The sequence below is a fragment of the Mycobacterium sp. E787 genome, assembly GCF_001668725.1.
In the GTDB taxonomy this organism is placed as follows: domain Bacteria; phylum Actinomycetota; class Actinomycetes; order Mycobacteriales; family Mycobacteriaceae; genus Mycobacterium.
In genome coordinates, this window is sequence record NZ_LZKL01000037.1 from 121,371 (window position 1) to 140,682 (window position 19,312).

22 protein-coding genes are annotated in these 19,312 nt (G+C 68.4%); 11 read left to right on the plus strand and 11 right to left on the minus strand.

Annotated elements, in window-relative coordinates; all coding sequences use genetic code 11:
* Window positions 1-8 precede the first annotated feature (8 nt).
* On the plus strand, window positions 9-962 hold the full coding sequence (locus A5705_RS08105; RefSeq protein WP_068276709.1) for a phosphodiesterase: 954 nt from the start codon (window positions 9-11) through the stop codon (window positions 960-962).
* Here A5705_RS08105 and A5705_RS08110 read toward each other — a convergent pair.
* Window positions 907-2,505 (minus strand): stealth family protein, encoded by a 1,599-nt coding sequence (locus tag A5705_RS08110; protein ID WP_067883721.1) that lies wholly within the window; start codon window positions 2,503-2,505, stop codon window positions 907-909. The genes A5705_RS08105 and A5705_RS08110 overlap by 56 nt on opposite strands.
* Window positions 2,506-2,774: 269 nt before the next feature.
* Here A5705_RS08110 and A5705_RS08115 point away from each other — a divergent pair, with 269 nt between their 5' ends.
* The 3 genes from A5705_RS08115 to purM all read left to right on the plus strand — a co-directional run bounded on the left by A5705_RS08115 (window position 2,775) and on the right by purM (window position 6,028).
* On the plus strand, window positions 2,775-3,176 hold the full coding sequence (locus A5705_RS08115; protein WP_068276770.1) for a sterol carrier family protein: 402 nt from the start codon (window positions 2,775-2,777) through the stop codon (window positions 3,174-3,176).
* A gap of 126 nt (window positions 3,177-3,302) precedes the next feature.
* Window positions 3,303-4,838, plus strand: a complete 1,536-nt coding sequence (purF, locus tag A5705_RS08120) for an amidophosphoribosyltransferase (protein WP_068276712.1) — start codon at window positions 3,303-3,305, stop codon at window positions 4,836-4,838.
* 95 nt (window positions 4,839-4,933) lie between these two features.
* Window positions 4,934-6,028: a phosphoribosylformylglycinamidine cyclo-ligase gene (purM, locus tag A5705_RS08125; RefSeq protein ID WP_067883668.1), complete on the plus strand. Its 1,095-nt coding sequence runs from the start codon at window positions 4,934-4,936 to the stop codon at window positions 6,026-6,028.
* Window positions 6,029-6,134: 106 nt separating this feature from the next.
* Here purM and A5705_RS27065 read toward each other — a convergent pair whose 3' ends face one another.
* Together A5705_RS27065 and A5705_RS08130 are read right to left on the minus strand one after the other, a co-directional pair.
* Window positions 6,135-6,329, minus strand: coding sequence for a DUF3073 domain-containing protein (locus tag A5705_RS27065; protein ID WP_067883669.1), 195 nt, complete (start codon window positions 6,327-6,329; stop codon window positions 6,135-6,137).
* A gap of 147 nt (window positions 6,330-6,476) precedes the next feature.
* Complete coding sequence (locus A5705_RS08130) at window positions 6,477-7,574, minus strand: folate-binding protein YgfZ (protein ID WP_067883670.1); 1,098 nt, start codon at window positions 7,572-7,574, stop codon at window positions 6,477-6,479.
* 56 nt (window positions 7,575-7,630) lie between these two features.
* Here A5705_RS08130 and A5705_RS08135 point away from each other — a divergent pair, with 56 nt between their 5' ends.
* Complete coding sequence (locus A5705_RS08135) at window positions 7,631-8,497, plus strand: aminodeoxychorismate lyase (RefSeq protein ID WP_067883723.1); 867 nt, start codon at window positions 7,631-7,633, stop codon at window positions 8,495-8,497.
* Between the two features lie 249 nt (window positions 8,498-8,746).
* Here the strand turns inward: A5705_RS08135 and A5705_RS08140 are convergent, their stop codons facing one another.
* The 7 genes from A5705_RS08140 to lmeA all read right to left on the minus strand — a co-directional run bounded on the left by A5705_RS08140 (window position 8,747) and on the right by lmeA (window position 12,649).
* Entirely contained in the window at window positions 8,747-9,409 is a 663-nt protein-coding gene (locus tag A5705_RS08140) for an FABP family protein (protein ID WP_067883671.1), read from the minus strand.
* 143 nt (window positions 9,410-9,552) lie between these two features.
* A complete protein-coding gene (locus tag A5705_RS08145; RefSeq protein WP_067883672.1) occupies window positions 9,553-9,855 on the minus strand; it encodes a DUF1416 domain-containing protein in 303 nt (100 codons plus the stop codon).
* 1 nt (window position 9,856) lies between these two features.
* On the minus strand, window positions 9,857-10,690 hold the full coding sequence (locus tag A5705_RS08150) for a sulfurtransferase (protein ID WP_067883673.1): 834 nt from the start codon (window positions 10,688-10,690) through the stop codon (window positions 9,857-9,859).
* A 34-nt stretch (window positions 10,691-10,724) separates the two neighbouring features.
* Window positions 10,725-11,189 (minus strand): DUF4395 domain-containing protein, encoded by a 465-nt coding sequence (locus A5705_RS08155; RefSeq protein ID WP_067883674.1) that lies wholly within the window; start codon window positions 11,187-11,189, stop codon window positions 10,725-10,727.
* Between the two features lie 104 nt (window positions 11,190-11,293).
* Window positions 11,294-11,383, minus strand: a complete 90-nt coding sequence (locus A5705_RS29135; RefSeq protein WP_369803391.1) for an Ms5788A family Cys-rich leader peptide — start codon at window positions 11,381-11,383, stop codon at window positions 11,294-11,296.
* A 28-nt stretch (window positions 11,384-11,411) separates the two neighbouring features.
* A complete protein-coding gene (locus A5705_RS08160; RefSeq protein WP_067883675.1) occupies window positions 11,412-11,840 on the minus strand; it encodes a thioredoxin family protein in 429 nt (142 codons plus the stop codon).
* Window positions 11,837-12,649, minus strand: a complete 813-nt coding sequence (gene lmeA, locus A5705_RS08165) for a mannan chain length control protein LmeA (RefSeq protein WP_068276714.1) — start codon at window positions 12,647-12,649, stop codon at window positions 11,837-11,839. Before lmeA ends, A5705_RS08160 begins: the two co-directional genes overlap by 4 nt.
* 176 nt (window positions 12,650-12,825) lie before the next feature.
* On the opposite strand from lmeA, the gene A5705_RS08170 reads away from it, so the two are divergent.
* From A5705_RS08170 to pstB, 6 genes are all read left to right on the plus strand, one after another.
* Window positions 12,826-13,602: a response regulator transcription factor gene (locus tag A5705_RS08170; protein ID WP_067883677.1), complete on the plus strand. Its 777-nt coding sequence runs from the start codon at window positions 12,826-12,828 to the stop codon at window positions 13,600-13,602.
* Complete coding sequence (gene mshD / locus A5705_RS08175; RefSeq protein ID WP_067883678.1) at window positions 13,599-14,522, plus strand: mycothiol synthase; 924 nt, start codon at window positions 13,599-13,601, stop codon at window positions 14,520-14,522. The genes A5705_RS08170 and mshD overlap by 4 nt, the downstream gene beginning before the upstream one ends.
* Before the next feature lie 152 nt (window positions 14,523-14,674).
* Complete coding sequence (gene pstS, locus A5705_RS08180; RefSeq protein WP_067883679.1) at window positions 14,675-15,799, plus strand: phosphate ABC transporter substrate-binding protein PstS; 1,125 nt, start codon at window positions 14,675-14,677, stop codon at window positions 15,797-15,799.
* 44 nt (window positions 15,800-15,843) lie between these two features.
* Window positions 15,844-16,896, plus strand: a complete 1,053-nt coding sequence (pstC, locus tag A5705_RS08185; protein ID WP_067883680.1) for a phosphate ABC transporter permease subunit PstC — start codon at window positions 15,844-15,846, stop codon at window positions 16,894-16,896.
* On the plus strand, window positions 16,893-17,819 hold the full coding sequence (gene pstA / locus A5705_RS08190) for a phosphate ABC transporter permease PstA (RefSeq protein WP_067883681.1): 927 nt from the start codon (window positions 16,893-16,895) through the stop codon (window positions 17,817-17,819). Before pstC ends, pstA begins: the two co-directional genes overlap by 4 nt.
* A gap of 11 nt (window positions 17,820-17,830) precedes the next feature.
* Window positions 17,831-18,607 carry a phosphate ABC transporter ATP-binding protein PstB gene (pstB, locus tag A5705_RS08195; RefSeq protein ID WP_067883682.1) on the plus strand — a complete coding sequence of 259 codons (777 nt, stop codon included), beginning with the start codon at window positions 17,831-17,833 and terminating at the stop codon, window positions 18,605-18,607.
* A gap of 30 nt (window positions 18,608-18,637) precedes the next feature.
* Here pstB and phoU read toward each other — a convergent pair whose 3' ends face one another.
* The gene (phoU, locus tag A5705_RS08200) at window positions 18,638-19,294 is read right to left on the minus strand and encodes a phosphate signaling complex protein PhoU (protein ID WP_067883683.1); all 657 of its coding nucleotides are present in this window, start codon (window positions 19,292-19,294) and stop codon (window positions 18,638-18,640) included.
* Window positions 19,295-19,312: the final 18 nt, after the last annotated feature.

Genomic DNA, 19,312 nt, shown 5'->3' on the forward strand with positions numbered 1-19,312 from the left:
CACCTCAGGTGCACAGACTTAGGGCCGCGGAGCACCCGCGGCCGGATTACGTTCTTCTCCACATCAGCGACACCCATCTCATTTCCGACAGGTCGCTCTACGGGGCGGTCGACGCCGACGGCAAGCTCAGCGAGTTGCTCGAGCAGCTGAAAGGCTCTGGGGTGCGTCCCGATGCGATCGTCTTTACCGGCGATCTGGCGGACGCCGGCGAGCTGCAGGCCTACCAAAAGCTTCGCGCCGTCGTCGAGCCGTTTGCGGCCCAGCTGGGCGCCGAGCTCGTCTGGGTGATGGGCAACCACGACAACCGAGCCGCCCTGCGCAGTGTGCTTCTGGACGAAGCGCCGTCCATGGCCCCGCTCGACCGGGTGCGCGCCATCGACGGCCTCCGGATCATCTCGTTGGACACCTCGGTCCCGGGCCACCACTACGGTGAACTCAGCGAATCCCAATTGGGTTGGCTGGCAGAAGAATTGGCGGAGCGATCGCCGAACGGCACCATCCTGGCCATGCATCACCCGCCGATCCCGAGCGTGCTGGACCTGGCGGTCACGGTCGAACTGCGCGACCAGGCCTCGCTCGCGCGGGTTCTGAAGGGCAGCGACGTACGCGCGATCCTCGCCGGGCACCTGCACTACTCGACCAACGCGACCTTCGTCGGCATCCCGGTGTCGGTGGCGTCCGCCACGTGCTACACGCAGGACCTGATGGTGGCCGCCGGGGGAACGCGAGGCAGGAACGGAGCTCAGGCGTGCAACCTGGTGCACGTTTATCAGGACACCGTTGTGCACTCGGTGATCCCACTCGGCGGCGGCGAGACCGTCGGCACCTTCGTGTCCCCCGTGGAGGCGCGTCAGAAGCTGGCCGAAATCGGCCTGTTCATTGAGCCTTCACAACGGGATTCGCTGTTCAGCCACCCTCCAATGGTGTTGACACCATCGGCTCGGCGAAGGCCGGGCGGCTGAGGTCCGCCGTCACCTTCTCCCAGGGCGCGGGGATGGGGAAGTAGCGCTCGAGGAAGCTGGTGACACGCGCCGCGCGCTCGGCCGGCGAAACGTCCGGGAAGCTGCTGTCGTTCAGGCAGAAGAAGTCGTAACCCCGTCTTTTTCGCAGCACGGGAAGTAGCTCGAGACCCTCCCGGGTGGTGGTGTTGACGTACAGCACCTTGGCCTTCTCCTGCTGGACGGCGCGCCCGGTCATCAGCGCGTAGTAGTGGTAGAAGGAGTTCGTCACCGAGATATCCGTGCTGGAACGGAATTGGCTCGCCTGGGTGCGTGCAAAGTCGTCCGGGAACTCGCGTTCCATCTCCTGCAGCACGCTTTTGCGCAACGGGACAGCGGTGTGCTCGAGATGCCGGGTGATGACCTGCCCGAACCGTTCGAGGATCAGCTGCCGGTTCACCCGGGCGGCGTTCTCGAACCCGCTGCGCGCCGGATCGTTGCGACCCAGCCCGATGCGGGTCTTCGCCTCGATGAACCTGGTTATCCCGCCGGGGGAGAAGAACATCGTGGCCTTGAGCGGCCGGCCGAAGAACATGTCGTCATTGGAATACAGGAAATGCTCGCTGAGCTCGGGGATGTTGTGCAGCTGGCTTTCCACCGCATGCGAGCTGTAGGTGGGCAGGGCTGCCGGATCCGAGAAGTGCTCCTCGGCCCGCACGATGGTGATCTTCGGGTGCTCGGCCAGCCAAGCCGGTGGTCGGGAATCGGTCGCGATGAAGATTCGGCGTATCCACGGCGCGAACATGTTCACCGACCGCAGCGCGTACCTCAACTCGTCGATCTGCCGGATGCGCGCTTCGGCGTCATCCCCTTCACCCACCGCGTACCGCGACATCTGCTTGGCTCGTTGCGTCCGGAAGTCGGGGTCGCTGCCCTCGACCCAGGAGAAAACCATGTCGATGTCGAACGTCACGTCGCTGGCATGCGGAGCGAACATTCCCGCGATTGTCGACCACTTGTAGCCATAGAGTTTGACGGTGGCTGGCTGAATTTCGCTGGAGGGCAGAAGTTTTCGGGTAAGCGAGTTTTCCACCGGGCACCGGATCACGGTGTCGTCGAAAACCCAGAACTGGAGCTCCACGCCGAAGGCCGGGCCGTACCGCAGGCCCCCCGGTGCGATCCGCCGCCGGTACAGCCGCACGATCCGCGGATCCGGCAGCTCCGACAATCGGCCGTTGGCCAGGAGGACAGGCGAATGCCCCTTCTCGTCAGTTGTTTTGGCATACATGGGTTCGGTGGCGCATGCTGCGACCAGGGCGCGTTGGGTCGCCTCGCGCAGTTCGATGTTGATTGCCAGAATCGGCCGGTTCTTGTGGCTTCGGATGAGCAGAAACGGAATATCGGCGCGATTGAGCACCTTTCGAACGAAGACCAGGTCCTCGATCTGCGCTTCATGCGGGGTCAGGTTGGTTTCCAGGCGTGCGATCTTCCCGCGCCGGGTGACGACGATGGGATCGAGCGACCGACCGGCCGACCGGCTGCCATTGGTCGCAACGATCTTCGCCATCTGAAACACCGCCTTTCACAGTCGTCACGGGAACGGTAGGAGTTCGACGTCGAAGCGGGGACATGGCTGAGGGCCCTTGGCCGACGGGGTTATCAGTCCATGGTGCCGGTGCGTCGACAGTGGTTGCAAGGTGGCCCATTTAGCGATTTTTCGGACATCTGAGGGCAACCTCATCGTTGCAACCCCGTCACACCGGGTTCAGCCGCGGCGTCGCCGGCGTTCGGCGGTGGCCGTGTCCCGTGGACGACGTGCTTCTGAGACCCTGGGGCATGGCTGAAAGCCGAAGCGCCGACCCCGCCCTGACCCGCCAGGCGGTGCTGGCCGTGCTGGACTGGTTGCGCGACGGATCCCGCCCGGCGCCCGGCCGGGACGCCCTGGCAGCCGCGGTCCGGCTCACGGCGCGCACCCTCGCGACGGTGGCGCCCGGATCCAGCGTCGAGGTCCGGGTCCCGCCTTTCGCCGCCGTGCAGTGCATCGCCGGACCGCGGCACACCCGCGGCACACCGCCCAACGTCGTGGAGGCCGATCCGCGCACCTGGTTGCTGCTGGCGACGGGCTTGGTGCCGCTCGACGAGGCGAAGCGCACCGGCGCGCTGACCCTGTCGGGCTCCCGAGCGGGTGAGATCGGCCACTGGCTGCCCCTGTTCGATGTGGGCGAAATAGAAGTCTGAACTGCAGGTTTAGAGTTATTCGTTGGATTTTTCGCCGCCCAACACGCCCGACGGATTCGTCGCGGCGGCCGTTGTGCCCGTAGACTCCGTTACGTCACCAATCGTTCCCCAGGGAGCCGCCGAACCGTGACCGTCGCTGGAGCCGAAGCACCCGAGCAGGACCTGAATTCCCCCCGCGAAGAGTGCGGCGTATTCGGGGTGTGGGCCCCCGGCGAGGAAGTCGCCAAGCTCACCTATTACGGCCTGTACGCGTTGCAGCATCGTGGGCAGGAAGCCGCGGGTATCGCCGTCGCCGACGGATCCCAGGTGCTGGTCTTCAAGGACCTCGGCCTGGTCAGCCAGGTTTTCGACGAGCAAACGCTGGCCGCGATGCAGGGCCACGTCGCGATCGGCCATTGCCGCTATTCCACCACCGGCGACACGACATGGGAAAACGCGCAGCCGGTGTTCCGCAACACCGCGGCCGGCACCGGAGTCGCGTTGGGGCACAACGGGAATCTGGTCAACACCGCCGAACTTGCCGCCCGCGCCCGCGACGCCGGCCTGATCGGCACCCGATGCCCGGCCCCGGCGACCACCGACTCCGACATTCTCGGCGCCCTGCTGGCCCACGGCGCGGCCGATTCCACGCTGGAGCGGGCGGCGCTGGAACTGCTGCCGACCGTGCGCGGGGCGTTCTGCCTGACGTTCATGGACGAAAACACGCTGTATGCCTGCCGCGACCCCTACGGGGTGCGGCCGCTCTGCCTGGGACGGCTCGATCGTGGCTGGGTGGTGGCCTCCGAAACCGCGGCGCTCGACATCGTCGGCGCCTCGTTCGTGCGCGACATCGAACCGGGCGAGCTGCTCGCCATCGATGCCGACGGCGTGCGCTCGACGCGTTTCGCCAACCCCGAGCCCAAGGGCTGCGTCTTCGAATACGTCTATCTGGCGCGGCCGGACAGCACGATCGCGGGCCGGTCGGTGCACGCCACCCGGGTCGAGATCGGTCGGCGGCTGGCGCGCGAAAGCCCCGTCGAAGCCGACCTGGTGATCGGCGTGCCCGAATCGGGTACCCCGGCCGCCGTCGGATACGCGCAGGAGTCCGGCATCCCCTACGGGCAGGGCCTGATGAAGAACGCCTACGTGGGGCGCACCTTCATCCAGCCGTCGCAGACCATCCGCCAGCTCGGCATCCGGCTGAAGCTCAACCCGCTCAAAGAGGTGATCCGCGGCAAGCGGCTGATCGTCGTGGACGATTCGATCGTGCGCGGAAACACGCAGCGGGCCCTGTTGCGGATGCTGCGCGAAGCGGGCGCCCTCGAGGTGCACGTGCGCATCGCCTCGCCGCCGGTGAAGTGGCCGTGCTTCTACGGCATCGACTTCCCGTCGCCGGCCGAGTTGATCGCCAACGCCGTCGAGGACAAAGAGGAGATGCTCGAGGCGGTGCGGCATGCCATCGGGGCCGACACGCTCGGCTACGTGTCGCTGCGCGGTCTGGTCGCGGCCTCCGAGCAGCCCGCGTCGCGGCTGTGCACGGCCTGCTTCGACGGCAAGTACCCGATCGAGCTGCCCGGCGAAAGCGCGCTGGGCAAGAACGTCATCGAGCACATGCTCGCCAACGCCGCGCGCGGAGCCGCGCTCGACGACCTGACGCCCGACGAAGTGCCCGTCGTGCGCTGACCCGATGGGTTCGCGTTGCTTCAAAGACGTTTGATACCGGCTTCGATACCGGCTTCGATACCGGCGTAGTGCGCCGCCCGGTAGCCTTTATCGCGATGACGGATCCCGGAAAAAGCCCCGGACGCAACCCGGGCAGCCAGGGCATCACCTACGCGTCGGCCGGGGTGGACATTGAAGCCGGTGACCGCGCGGTGGCCTTGTTCAAGCCGCTGGCGACCAAGGCGACCAGACCCGAGGTGCGCGGGGGTCTGGGCGGATTCGCCGGACTGTTCGCCTTGCGCGGCGGCTACCGCGAGCCGGTGCTGGCGGCGTCCACGGACGGGGTCGGTACCAAGCTGGCGGTCGCTCAGGCGATGGACAAGCACGACACCGTCGGCCTCGACCTGGTCGCGATGGTGGTCGACGACCTCGTCGTGTGCGGTGCCGAGCCGCTGTTCCTGCAGGACTACATCGCCGTCGGACGGACGGTGCCCGAACGGCTGAGCGCGATCGTCGGCGGCATCGCCGAGGGGTGCGTGCGCGCCGGCTGCGCGCTGCTGGGCGGCGAAACCGCCGAGCACCCCGGTCTGATGGAGCCGGACCACTACGACATCTCGGCCACCGGAGTCGGCGTCGTCGAGGCCGACAACGTGCTGGGCTCCGATCGCGTCAAGCCCGGCGACGTCATCATCGCCATGGGCTCGTCGGGTCTGCATTCCAACGGGTATTCGCTGGCCCGGACGGTGCTGCTCGAGATCGACCGGATGAACCTGGCCGGTTACGTGGAGGAGTTCGGCCGCACCCTGGGCGAAGAGCTGTTGGAACCCACCCGCATCTACGCCAAGGACTGCCTGGCGCTGGCCGCCGAGACCGATGTCCGGACGTTCTGCCACGTCACCGGTGGTGGGCTGGCCGGCAACCTGCAACGTGTGATCCCGCCGGGGCTGGTCGCCGAGGTCGACCGCGGCACCTGGACGCCCGCGCCGGTCTTCGCCATGATCGCCCAGCGCGGCCGGGTGACGCGGGAGGAGATGGAGAAGACGTTCAACATGGGCGTCGGCATGATCGCCGTCGTCGCGCCCGAGGACACCGACCGCGCCCGGGCCATTCTCACCGCGCGACACCTGGACTGCTGGGTGCTGGGTACCGTCGGCAAAGGCGAGAAGGACGGCCCGCGGGCCACACTGGTCGGGCAACACCCGAGGTTCTGACGGCCCGCAACGAACCACTGCCTCGATGCTGGGCGCATCGGTCCGAAACGAACCCCGAAACGAACACTGTGCCGATGCTCAGCGCATCGGCACAGTGGTTGAAAACCTAGCGACGCCAGTCGTCGTTTTCGTCCCAAGAATTGTCTGGGCCTGGACCGTCCGAGTCGTCCAGGTCGCTGGATTCGTCGGCGCCCGTTCCTGACAGCTCGCGCTGAAGCCGCTGGAAGTCGGTCTGCGGGGAACTGTATTTGAGTTCTCGAGCAACCTTGGTCTGCTTTGCCTTCGCCCGGCCGCGGCCCATGGGGGGACCCCCTCGCGCAATAACGGAGCGGCCTAACGAGTAGGCGGCTCCGATCTCTTGGTGTCGTTATTGTCCTGCCGACAGTTTACCGTGCCGCATGGCCGGGTGTCGGCGACCCCTGCCCGCTGTGGCGGACTTCATCGACGATTATCTCGCACCGCCCCGCAACCGTTCAACGGCCAACCGCCCCGCGCCGACGTGTTCGGTGGCGGGCAGGAAATCGGTGTCGATCACCGCGGCGACCGCGGCCTCGGGACCCGTCGTCAACGGGGTGTCCGCCGGGAGTCCGCGCTTGACCAGTGCCAGGGCCACCGGCCCGAGGTCCACATGCTCGACGACGGTTCCGAGGCGCCCGACCGCACGACCGGCGGCGAGCACCGCATCACCGGTCGAGGACCGCTCCACCGAGCCGTCGAGGTGCAGCAACACCAGCATCCGCGGCGGCTTGCCCAGGTTGTGCACCCGCGCGACGGTCTCCTGCCCGCGATAACAGCCCTTGTCCAGGTGGACGGCCCCCTCGCCTGGGCCACCGATCCAACCCACCTCGTGCGGGATCGTGCGCTCGTCGGTGTCGACGCCGAGTCGCGGGCGCAGCGCCGCCACCCGGTTGGCTTCATAGGCCCACACTCCGGCCGGGCGCAGGCCGGCCCGGGTCAGGCGGTCGCGCCAGGCCGCCGACTCGCCCCGGGGCACCACCAGGTCCAGTTCGACCTGGGCCGCGGGGGTGGCGGGCATCCGGCGCGCAAAGCCGCCGCCGGGGACCGGGATCGCGGTCGCCTCGGCGGGCAGGGCGTCCAGGCCGAGCGCGGCGAGCACCGCCGGGTCGGCCAACCGCGGACCCAGCAGCGACAGCACCGCCATGTCGGCGGCGGCCGGGGTGACCTCGGACCAGAAGACCATCTTGCGCAGGTAGTCCAGCAGCGGTTCGCCCCGCCAGCGCTCGGTGTCGAGGTAGGTGGTGCCGCCCAACTCGGTCTGGATCCAGTGGTCCTCGACGCGGCCCTGGCCGTCGAGGCTGAGGTTTTGCGTGCTGGCGCCCTGCGGCAGTTCGCTCACGTGTTGGGTGGAGATGCTGTGCAGCCAGGTCTGCCGGTCCTTACCGGTCAGGGTGAGCACCGCGCGGTGCGAGCGGTCGACCACCACCGCCTCGGTCTCGGCCGCACGCTGCTCGCCCAGCGGATCGCCGTAATGCCAGATCGCCCCGGCGTCGGGTCCGGGATCGGGTGCGGGTACTGCGCGGGTCACGCCTCAACTCTACGGACGGGCCGCGGCTAGGCTTACCGTCCATGGCCGAGAAGGGTGTGATCGTCACGCTGGACGGCGCGACCCACCAGCCCGACACGCCACTGCTGCACGCCGACGACCTCGCCGCCGTCCGCGGCGACGGCATCTTCGAGACGCTGCTGGTCCGCGACGGCAGGGCCTGCCTGGTGGAGTCGCATCTGCAGCGGCTGACCCACTCGGCCAAGCTGATGGACCTACCCGCGCCCGATCTGCCCAGCTGGCGGCACGCCATCGGGGAGGCGACGCGCCGGTGGGCCGCGGACACCGCCGACGAGGGCGCGATGCGCCTGATCTGCAGCCGCGGCCGCGAGAGCGGTTCGGGGCCGACCGCCTACGTGATGGTCAACCCCGTCCCCGAACGGGTGGCCGCGGTTCGCCGCGACGGGCTGTCGGCGATCACCCTCGATCGCGGGCTGCCGGCCGACGCCGCCGACACCATGCCGTGGCTGCTGGCCGGCGCCAAGACGCTCTCGTACGCGGTCAACATGGCCGCCCTGCGGCACGCCGCCCGGCAGGGCGCCGGCGACGTCATCTTCGTCAGCTCCGACGGCCACATCCTGGAAGGCCCGCGCTCGACGGTGGTGATCGCCAGCGATACCGGCGCCGACGGCAACCCGTGCCTGTTGACACCGCCGCCGTGGTACCCGATCCTGCGCGGCACCACGCAGCAGGCCCTCTTCGAGGTGGCCCGGGCCAAGGGCTACGACTGCGACTATCGTGCGCTACGGGTCGCCGATCTGCAGGCGGCCCAAGGGATTTGGCTGATCTCGAGCATGACGCTGGCGGCCCGCGTGCACACGCTCGACGGCCGCCGACTGCTCCGATCGCCGATCACCACCGAATTCGCCGAACTGGTCGACGCCGCGATCGTCAGCGATCGCTGAGCGCTGAATTCTGTTGTCGGCTCGCGAATCAGCCGGTACGGTCGGCGGTACACAAGGAAGGAGGTGGTCCGCGAAATTGATAGCTTCATGGACATGTGAGGTGGCTACGCGCTAGCTGCACTGGCTCGGAAGAGCCGGCGTTCAACGCGCTGGCGAATCCCACGTAGCCACCCGGCCCCCGAGTTCCGGTCTGTCCAACCGGACATTCGCTCGGGGGCCGCTCCATGTCAGGGGCCCCTGGGCGGGCCGCTATCCCGCGAATCGTGACAGCCGCGCCGAAAGATGGGGCACCAGGCCGCCGTCGGCGTCGACCCGCTCCTCGACGTAGGCCAGATCGCCGCCCTCGACGATCCCGTAGAGCCGCTTGGCGCCGCCGACCAGCAGGCCCGACCGGCTGCGGGCCAGGGCATCGGTCACCAGCTCCCACGACGACTGCGTCCGGGGCCGCCCGTAGAACAGCTCGATGTAGCCGGCCGAATGGGCCAGCAACAATTCGATGGCCTGCGACTCGGTGGGATCGTCGTCGGGATCGCTGACGAAGCGCCAGAAGCCTGTCTCGCGGAGGCCGGGTTCGCGGTACCCTCCGGTCTCGTCGAGCCGCCAGGACCGAGCTTCCCAATTCAGATAGTCGCCACCGTCGTGCGAGACCACGATCTGCTGGCCGAACCGGTAGTCGCCGTCGGGCCCGCGGCCCTCGCCCTCGCCACGCCACACCCCGACGAGCGGCAGCAGGGCCAGCAGCGCGTCGTTGAGGTTGGCTCCTTCGCGCAGGTTCGCGGTGTCGGCGGGCACCGGCAAATCGTCGAAAGACGGGATGTTGCGGGAGGCGGTCACTTTGGCGCGTTCGGCGGCGGCCGCCACGGCGCGGTCACCGGAAGCGGCGGGACCGACCGGGCCCTCGTCGGACGTCACGACTCGTCAGTGATGAGCCGGTAGAGGGTGTACAGCGCGAACCATGAGATGACCACGACCGCGACGACCAGCATGATCTCGAAAAACAGCACCACGGGGACGAGTCTATTCGTCCCGCGGTCGGCCCGAGACCGGCCGGTGCGTCAGGCGATCTTGACGTCGACCTCGTGAATGCCCGCACCGGACGGCGCCACCACGGCGTCGCCGTTGCCGATCGGGGACAGCGCGCGCAGCGTCCAGGACCCGGGTGCGGCAAAGAACCGGAAGTCACCGGTGGCCGACGCGACCACCTCGGCCGTGAACTCGTCCGAGGAGTCCAGCAGGCGGACGAACGCGCCACCCACCGCCTGGCCGGCGCCGTCCACGACCCGGCCCGTGATCACCGTTTCCTTCTCCAGATCGACGCTGGCGGGCAACGTCAGTCCTTGCTTCGGTCCAGAGCACATATCAGCTTCCCAACTCGATCGGGGCACCCACCAGGGAGCCGTATTCCGTCCAACTGCCGTCGTAGTTCTTGACGTTTCGGTGGCCGAGTAATTCCCGCAGCACGAACCAGGTGTGCGACGAGCGTTCCCCGATCCGGCAGTACGCGATGGTCTCCTTCGTGCCGTCCAAGCCGGCGTCGGCGTACAGCTTGGCCAGCTCCTCGTCCGACTTGAAGGTGCCGTCCTCGTTCGCGGCCCTGCTCCACGGAACGTTGATCGCGCCCGGGACGTGCCCGGGCCGCTGGCTTTGCTCCTGCGGCAGATGCGCCGGCGCGAGGATCTTGCCCGAGAACTCGTCGGGGGAGCGCACGTCGACCAGGTTCTTGACGTTGATCGCGGCGATGACCTCGTCGCGGAAGGCGCGGATGCTGTTGTCCGGCGGGGCCGCGGTGTAGGAGGTGGCCGGCCGGTTGACGGTGTCGGTGGACAACGGGCGCCCGTCCAGCTCCCACTTCTTGCGGCCGCCGTCGAGCAGCTTGACGTCGGCGTGACCGTACAGCTTGAAATACCAGTAGGCGTACGCGGCGAACCAGTTGTTGTTGCCGCCGTAGAGGACCACGGTGTCGTCGTTGGAGATGCCGCGGTCGGACAGCAGCTTGGAGAATTGCTGCGCGTCGACGAAGTCGCGCTTGACGGGGTCCTGCAGATCGGTGCGCCAGTCGAGCTTGACCGCGCCGGCGATGTGGCCGGTGTCGTAAGCGCTGGCGTCCTCGTCCACTTCGACGAAGACGACGTTCGCGGCATCGAGATTGCTCTCGGCCCAGTCCGCGGAGACCAGGACGTCGGAGCGTGCCATGTTGGGTGTTCCTTTCGATTGCTTCTGAGGGAAGTTATGCGGGAGTCGGTCGGAAGCGTGCGACCAACGGGTAGAGCTGGCAACCCAGGCAGATGCCGAAGGCGGCGTTCAGGAAGGCCGCCACCAGCGCGGCCGCGGTGGCGACGACGCCGACCACAAAGGCCCCGGCAGCGAATCCCGCGACGCCGGCGACCGCGAAGATCAGTCCGACGAGCTGGGCGAACTTCAGCGGCGCCACCGGTTCGCGCTCCTTGACGGGTCCCAGCCGCGGCGCCACGGCGCGGGCGAACACCCGCCCGTAGGGGTGGCGGCGGGGACCGCCGATGGCGCCGACGGCGAAGATCACGGCTTGCGCGCCGAGGATCACTGCGGCCGCCGCCGGGCTGGCGGCGGATACGGCAAGCGTGAGCACCAGGACCGCGGACGTGACCCAGGCGGCGAACCTGGGTCCGCGCACGTCGACGCGGTCGGGCAGGAGGGCGGTGTTGCTGCTCGGCACGGTACTACTCCTAGAAATCTGGCTGCGCGGAAGGGATTCAGGCACGCCTTGGGGGCCCGAGCAAGGCTCCGAAGTTGCTCCGAATGCGCGCAGAGCGCGGCTATTCAGCAGCTACAGCGACAACAACAACCCGCGATGCGGCACAGATCGACTGCGCGGCGCTTGGTGAGCGTGGGCTCGAGGCGGGTTGACACGCGGTCAGCTTACCCAATGACGTAGCGCTCAAGCCAACAGAGGCTGCAGGACCGAGCGCAGCTCGGCGGCCTTGGGCACGCCCGACGCCCGGTACCGCTGTCGCCCCTCGACGTCGAAGATCAACGTGGTGGGCAGCGACAGCACCGAAAACCGCCGTGCCGTCCCCGGGTCGGCGTCCAGGTCGACCTCGAGGTGGGCGATGGGAGATCCCGGGGTGCCCATGTCCGCGCACACCTGACCGACCACCCGGCGCACCCGATCGCAGGGCCCGCACCATGGGGCGCTGAAATGCACGATGGTCGGCCCGCTGCGAGAGAGCGCCAGGTCGGCGCCGGCTGGCCGCGCGTCCGGGTCGGGAGCAACTTCGCGGATCCTTCCGGACCTGCTTGTCAGCCACCAGCCTGCGACGGTCGCCACCAACAGGGCGGCGACGGTCGCGATGAGGACGGTCATCATGACTGCTTGAACCCTTCCAGGGTGACGGTTACTTCCCGGGTGACGCCTTCGATGATGACGTCGGAGCCGCGCGCGCCCTCGGAGGTCGGCGCCACCCCGAACGGCAGCCGCTGATTGGGCAGCCTGGTCCCGAACGCGCGCAGCACCGCATCGCGCTTGTCGTCCGGGACGGTTTGATCGGCGGTGTCGGGCCCGGTCAGGACACCCGTGGGCGTGATCACCAGCGTCGCCGGGTCGTCAGGCGCGATGGAAAGGTCCACGGAGATGCTGACCCGGTGCTCGAAGCCGGCCGAGTGGGGCGTGCCGCTGAACACCAGTCCGTGGCTGTCGGAGATGCCCGACGCGGTGACGCCGCCGGTGGCCGTGTTGGTTTCCCTGGGCGGTGCCTCGACCATCAGGTCGCTGATGCCCAGGTAGCGGCCCAGGTGCGTCGAGTCGATGATGATGCGGCTCTCCAGCCTGCCCACCGGGAGCTTGGCGTCGGGTCCGATCAGCCAGGACGCGTGGGTCAGGTCGACCGAATACATCGTGGCCTCGAGGGTGGCCGTGCCCACCATCGCGTGATCGACGGCGTTGGCCTTGATCTCCACCTGGTTGTAGTGGTGGCGCAGCGCCTGGGGGATGAAGGGGAACGCCACGATGGCGACGAACGGGTCGGACCCCAGATTGGCCACCTTGCGCACCGTGGTTGACAGGCGGTATTCGGCGTAGATGCTGGCCCCGTAGTCGACGCCGACGGCGCCGACGACCGGTACGGCCACGGCGATCGCCGCCACCGCCGCACCGATCAGCACCTTGCGCATCCGCACATTGTCCCGTAACGCCGTGGCCGCCGCGCCGCCGACCGTCCGGTGGCGGGGCTCACACTGGCCGATACCCCACGCCGAAATGGCAGGTGGCACGTTATCGTTAGATGACCTGGCAACTAACGCGTCGTTGCGTTACGAATTTGGGAGACGCCTTCCCCCCGAGCTGGAGGGGCTAGTTGGAGCTATTACTGCTGACGTCGGAGCTGCATCCCGACCCGGTGCTGCCGTCGTTGTCGCTGCTTCCCCACACCGTCCGGACGGCGCCGCCAGAACCATCCTCATTGCTGGAGGCCGGGACCGCCGATGCGGTGCTCGTCGACGCGCGCACCGACCTGTCGTCGGCGCGCGGCTTGTGCCGGCTGTTGAGCACGGCGGGCCGGTCGGTGCCCGTCCTGGCCGTGGTGAGCGAAGGCGGGCTGGTGGCGGTCAGCGCCGATTGGGGACTCGACGAGATCCTGCTGCCCAGCACCGGGCCCGCCGAGATCGACGCCCGGCTCCGGTTGGTGGTCGGCCGCCGCGGCGGCCTGGCCGACCAGGAAAGCGCGGGCAAGGTCAGCCTGGGTGAGCTGGTCATCGACGAGGGCACCTACACCGCCAGGCTGCGGGGTCGCCCGCTCGACCTCACCTACAAGGAGTTCGAGCTGCTCAAGTACCTCGCCCAGCACGCCGGCCGGGTGTTCACCCGGGCGCAGTTGCTGCACGAGGTGTGGGGCTACGACTTCTTCGGCGGCACCCGCACGGTCGACGTGCACGTCCGTCGGCTGCGGGCCAAGCTCGGCCCCGAATACGAGGCGTTGATCGGCACCGTGCGCAACGTCGGTTACAAGGCCGTCCGGCCGGCCCGCGGCCGCGCTCCGATCGCGGGCCCCGCCGACGACGAAGCCGCCGGAGATGCGGAGCCCGATTCCGCGAATCTGGAGGAATCGCTGGGCGACCCGCTGCGCAGTCAGTGACCTCGCCGACCTGGCGTTCTGATCTGACCGGCGCCGAGCAGCGGGGCGTGCGCGAACTTGTCTCGGCCGCAACCGAATTCGATGCGGTGGCACCCGTCGGCGAGCAGGTGCTGCGCGAACTCGGTCACGACCGCACCGAACATCTGCTGGTCGCCGGGGCCGAACCGGGCACGATAGCGGGTTACCTGAATCTCAGCCCGCCGCGGGACGGCGGCGCCGGCATGGCGGAATTCGTGGTGCACCCCGAGGCCCGCCGGCGCGGGATCGGCGCCGCCATGGCACGCGCGGCGATGGCCAAAACCGCGGGCCGCAACCAATTCTGGGCGCACGGCACCCTCGAGCCGGCCCGGGCGACCGCCTCGGCGCTCGGTCTGGTCCCGGCGCGCGAACTCGTCCAGATGCGACGGTCGCTGCGTGACGCGCTCGACCCGGTGCCGCCCCTTGTCGGGGTGCAGGTTCGCACCTACCGCGGGACCGCCGATGACGCGGAGCTGCTGCGCGTCAACAACGCGGCGTTCGCCGAGCACCCCGAACAGGGCGGGTGGACCGATGCCGATCTGGCGGAACGGCGCAGCGAACCCTGGTTCGACCCGGCGGGACTTTTCCTGGCGTTCGGCGCCCCCGACAGCGAGCAGGCGGGCAGGCTACTGGGTTTCCACTGGACCAAGGTGCACCCCGATCAGCCGGGCCTCGGCGAGGTCTACGTCCTGGGGGTCGACCCGTCGGCCCAGGGCCGCAGGCTCGGGCACACGTTGACCGCCATCGGAATTCAGTCGCTGGCACGCCGGCTGGCCGATTCGGCCGAACCCACCGTGATGCTTTACGTCGAGTCCGACAATGCCGCCGCGCTGCGGACCTACCAGGGCCTGGGTTTCAGCACCTACAGCGTGGACACCGCCTACGGGTTGCCCGCCGCCTGACCGCCGGCCGATTGTTCACCCGGCATTCATTTCCACCGGCTTCTGTGGGTTGCACCGACGAATACTTTCGCGGCGGCTTGGCTACCTTCCCCTGGGAAGACCGCCGGCAGCGCCCGCATGCGTCGGGGGGAGTGCGTCAGAAAGCGAGATCGGTGAGGCTCGACGGAAAGGCCGGGGCGCTGACGGTCGTGGCGCTGGCCCTGGCGGTCTGCGGCACCGCGGCGACCGCATGCGGCAGTGACGACAACCGCCGCGGCGCGCCGACGGCCACGATCTCCGGTTTGGCCGGCACGGCGGCCTGCGCCGGCAAGAACGCGCTGACGGCGGAGGGCTCGACCGCCCAGCAAAACGCGATGTCGTCGTTCAACCAGGTGTGGGGGCAAACCTGTCCGGGCAAGACCGTGGCGTACAACCCGACCGGGTCGGGCGCCGGGCGCGAGCAGTTCATCGCGGGTCACGTCGACTTCGCGGGATCCGACTCGCCGCTCGTCGCCGACCAGATCGGCCCGGCCGCCAAACGCTGCGACGGCAACCCGGCGTGGGACCTGCCACTGGTCTTCGGTCCGGTCGCGCTGGTCTACAACCTGCCCGGCGTGCCGCGGTTGGTCCTCAGCAGCGACGCGCTGGCCAAGGTGTTCAGCGGCAGGATCGTCACCTGGAACGACCCGATCCTGGCTGCGCTCAATCCGGGCGTGGCGCTCCCCGACACCAAGATCGTGCCGATCTACCGGGCCGATTCGTCGGGAACGACCGACAACGTCCAGAAGTACTTGACGGCCGCGGCGCCCCAGAGCTGGACCCGGGGGGTGGGCACGGAATTCCAGGGCGGCGTCGGCGAGGGGGCCGCGAAGTCCGCGGGCGTGATTCAGGCCGTGCGGACCACCGCGGGCGCGATCGGCTATGTCGAGAAAGGGTTCGCCGACCAGGCCGGTGTGCCGTACGCCCTGATCGACACGGGAAATGGGGTGGTTCCGCTGACCAACGACACGGCCGGCAAGGCCATCCAGGCGGCCAGCTTCGTGGCCGACGGCAACGATCTGGTCCTCGATCTGGACCCGATGTACGCCGCCCAGCGGCCGGATACTTACCCGTTGGTGCTGGCCAGCTACGAGATCGTGTGCTCCAAGGGCTACGACACGGACACGGCGGCGGCGGTGAAGTCGTTCCTGGGTGTGGCCGCCACCAGCGGGCAGGCCGGTCTGGCGTCCGCCGGTTATGTGCCGCTGCCCGATAAAGTCAAGGAGCGACTGGTTACCGCGATCAACGCCATGCAGTAACCGGTCGGCGCACAGAGCGGCAGCAGAACTGTGGCGGGACCGACGTGACGGTGTCTTCAGGGCCAGACCCATCCGCTGCGGGGTCGGGTGCGGTCGTCGCTGCGCCCTTTCCCGAGTCGCCCGTCGTGCCGATCAGCCCGTGGGGGCGCGCCCAGCCACGCCCGGGCGACAGGCTTTTCCGCTGGCTGGCGCGGGGTTCCGGGGTCCTGATCATCGTCCTGATCGCCGCGATCGGCGGCTTCCTTCTGCTGCGCGCGATCCCGGCCCTGAAGCGCAACCAAGAGAACTTCTTCAGCTATGGCGGCAACTGGGTCACCACCGACAGCTCGGCCCTGCACTTCGGAATCTTCGAACTGCTCCAGGTCACCGTGTTCGTGTCGCTGTTCGCGCTGGTGCTGGCCATGCCGATCGCCCTGGGCGTCGCCCTGTTCGTCACGCAGTACGCGCCACGGCGGGTCGCGGCACCGCTGGCCTACGCCGTCGACCTGCTGGCCGCGGTTCCCTCGATCGTCTACGGCGTGTGGGGCCTGCACGTGCTGGCGCCGCAACTGCGGCCGGTCGCCACCTGGCTGAATCACACCCTGGGCTGGTGCTTCCTGTTCGCCACGGGCAACGCGTCGATCGCCGGGGGCGGCACCGTCTTCACCGGCGGGATCGTGTTGGCGGTGATGATCCTGCCGATCATCACCGCCGTCACCCGCGAGGTGTTCGTCCAAACCCCGCACGAAGAGATCGAGGCCGCGCTGGCCCTGGGCGCCACGCGCTGGGAGGTGATCAAGACGACCGTGCTGCCGTTCGGTCTGTCCGGGTACGTCAGCGGCGCGATGCTGGGCCTGGGTCGTGCGTTGGGCGAGACGGTCGCGCTGCTGATCATCCTGCGGGGCACCCAGGCCGCGTTCGGTTGGTCGCTGTTCGACGGTGGCTCGACCTTCGCGACCAAGATCGCGGCCACCGCCTCGGAACTCGACGACCGGTACAAGGCGGGCGCCTATATCGCGGCGGGACTGGTCCTGTTCCTGCTCACCTTCCTCGTCGACGCCCTGGCGCGCGGCGCCACCAGGGGCGTCGGCGCACGCAGCGGACGGGCCGGCCGATGACCTCGATGTTGGACCGTCCGCTCAAGACGCGGGGCTTCTCGGAGCTCGGCCGGCGTCGTCGGCTGGCGAACAACCTGGCGACCGCGCTGGTGACGTTGTCGGTGGCGATCGCGGTGACACCGCTGCTGCTGGTGCTCTACTCGGTTGTTGCCAAGGGGTTCAAGGTGATCACCTCCACCGCGTGGTGGACGCATTCCCAGGCGGGCATGACGACGTTCGTGGCGGGCGGCGGCGCCTACCACGCGATCGTCGGCACGGTGCTGTTGGGCCTGGTATGCGCCGTCATCTCGGTCCCGATCGGCATCCTGGTGGCGATCTACCTCGTCGAGTACGGCGGCGGCACCCCCCTGGGCAGGCTCGCGTCGTTCATGGTGGACATCCTGTCGGGGGTGCCCTCGGTCGTGGCGGCGTTGTTCGTCTACTCGCTGTGGGTGGCGACGCTTGGGCTGCCCCGGTCGGGGTTCGCGGTGTCGTTGGCCCTCGTCATCCTGATGGTTCCGGTGATCGTGCGCGCCACCGAGGAGATGCTGCGAATCGTTCCGATCGACCTCCGTGAGGCCAGCTACGCGCTGGGGATCCCGAAGTGGAAGACGATCGCCAGCGTGGTCATTCCCACGGGGCTGTCCGGCATCGTCACCGGGATCATGCTGGCGGTGGCAAGGGTGATGGGCGAGACGGCGCCGCTGCTGATCCTGGTCGGTTATGCACAGTCGATGAACTTCAACGTTTTCCGCGGGTTCATGGGGTCGCTGCCCGGCATGATGTATAACCAGACAGCGGCGGGGGCGGGCATCAGCCCGGCGCCCACGGATCGGTTGTGGGGTGCGGCGTTAACCCTCATCCTGGTGATCGCGGTCATCAATGTCGGGGCCAGGGTGATCGCGAGAAGGTATGCCCCCAAGAAGGCCCCCAAGAAGGCGTAGTCAGGAGATCAGTGGCCAAGCGGTTGGACCTCAAATCCGTCAACATCTACTACGGGTCGTTCAAAGCGGTCGCCGATGTGACGATGTCGATCCTGCCCCGCAGCGTGACCGCGTTCATCGGTTCGTCGGGCTGCGGCAAGACGACCGTGCTGCGCACGCTCAACCGGATGCACGAGGTGATCCCGGGTGGCCGGGTCGAGGGCAGCGTGCTGCTCGACGATCAGGACATCTACGCCCCGGGGGTCGACCCGGTCGGGGTGCGCCGCTCGATCGGCATGGTGTTCCAGCGGCCGAACCCGTTCCCCACCATGTCGATTCGTGACAACGTGGTCGCCGGCCTGAAGCTGCAGGGGGTGCGCAACCGCAAGATGCTCGACGAGACGGCGGAGCACTCACTGCGCGGCGCGAATCTCTGGAATGAGGTCAAGGATCGCCTGGACAAGCCCGGCGGTGGACTGTCCGGGGGGCAGCAGCAGCGGTTGTGCATCGCGCGGGCGATCGCCGTGCAACCCGACGTGTTGCTGATGGACGAGCCCTGCTCCGCGCTGGATCCGATCTCGACGCTGGCGATCGAAGACCTGATCAGCGAGCTGAAGCAGCAGTACACCATCGTCATCGTCACCCACAACATGCAGCAGGCCGCCCGGGTGAGCGATCATACGGCGTTCTTCAACCTGGAAGCGACGGGAAAACCCGGCCGGCTGATCGAGATCGACGACACCGAGAAGATCTTCTCCAACCCGACCGAGAAGGCGACCGAGGACTACATCTCGGGCCGCTTCGGCTAGCCCGGCCGGTCGGCGGCAGGCCGGGGCGGCCTACCGCTTGTCTTCCTCGGGCAGGACGCCGGTCGCCTGGAAGATGACGCGCCGCGCGACTTCGACGGCGTGGTCGGCGAAGCGCTCGTAGAACCGGCCCAGCAGGGTCACGTCGACGGCGCACGCTACGCCGTTCTTCCATTCGCGGTCCATCAGGACCGAGAACAAATGCCGGTGCAAATCGTCCATGGCGTCGTCTTCTTCGGCGATCTGGGCGGCCTTCTCCGGGTCGCGGGACAGCACCACCTCTTGCGCGCTGTTGCCCAATTCGACTGCGACCCTGCCCATTTCGGCGAAATACCCGTTCACTTCCTCGGGCAGCGCATGCTGGGGATGCCGTCGGCGGGCGATTTTGGCGACGTGCAGCGCAAGCGCACCCATCCGGTCGATGTCGGCCACCATCTGGATGGCGCTGACGATGGACCGCAGGTCGCCGGCGACCGGCGCCTGCAGGGCCAGCAGCACGAAGGCGCTTTCCTCGGCCTGCGCGCTGAGCGCCGCTATCTTTTCGTGGTCGGAAATCACTTGTTCGGCCAGCACCAGATCGGCCTGCAGCAGGGCTTGGGTTGCCCGCTCCATCGCGATCCCCGCCAGCCCGCACATTTCGCCGAGGCGCTCGGACAACTCCGAGAGCTGCTCATGGTAGGCCGTCCGCATGCTGCCCAGCCTACGTTC

Bases quoted from the DNA above. Each gene is read 5' to 3' on its own strand.
- A5705_RS08160 (WP_067883675.1), bottom strand. From the start codon at position 11,840: ATGATGACCGTCCTCATCGCGACCGTCGCCGCCCTGTTGGTGGCGACC.
- A5705_RS08150 (WP_067883673.1), bottom strand. From the start codon at position 10,690: ATGGCACGCTCCGACGTCCTGGTCTCCGCGGACTGGGCCGAGAGCAAT.
- A5705_RS08115 (WP_068276770.1), top strand. From the start codon at position 2,775: ATGGCTGAAAGCCGAAGCGCCGACCCCGCCCTGACCCGCCAGGCGGTG.
- purM (WP_067883668.1), top strand. From the start codon at position 4,934: ATGACGGATCCCGGAAAAAGCCCCGGACGCAACCCGGGCAGCCAGGGC.
- pstA (WP_067883681.1), top strand. From the start codon at position 16,893: ATGACCTCGATGTTGGACCGTCCGCTCAAGACGCGGGGCTTCTCGGAG.
- A5705_RS27065 (WP_067883669.1), bottom strand. From the start codon at position 6,329: ATGGGCCGCGGCCGGGCGAAGGCAAAGCAGACCAAGGTTGCTCGAGAA.
- A5705_RS08145 (WP_067883672.1), bottom strand. From the start codon at position 9,855: ATGTGCTCTGGACCGAAGCAAGGACTGACGTTGCCCGCCAGCGTCGAT.
- A5705_RS08110 (WP_067883721.1), bottom strand. From the start codon at position 2,505: ATGGCGAAGATCGTTGCGACCAATGGCAGCCGGTCGGCCGGTCGGTCG.
- phoU (WP_067883683.1), bottom strand. From the start codon at position 19,294: ATGCGGACGGCCTACCATGAGCAGCTCTCGGAGTTGTCCGAGCGCCTC.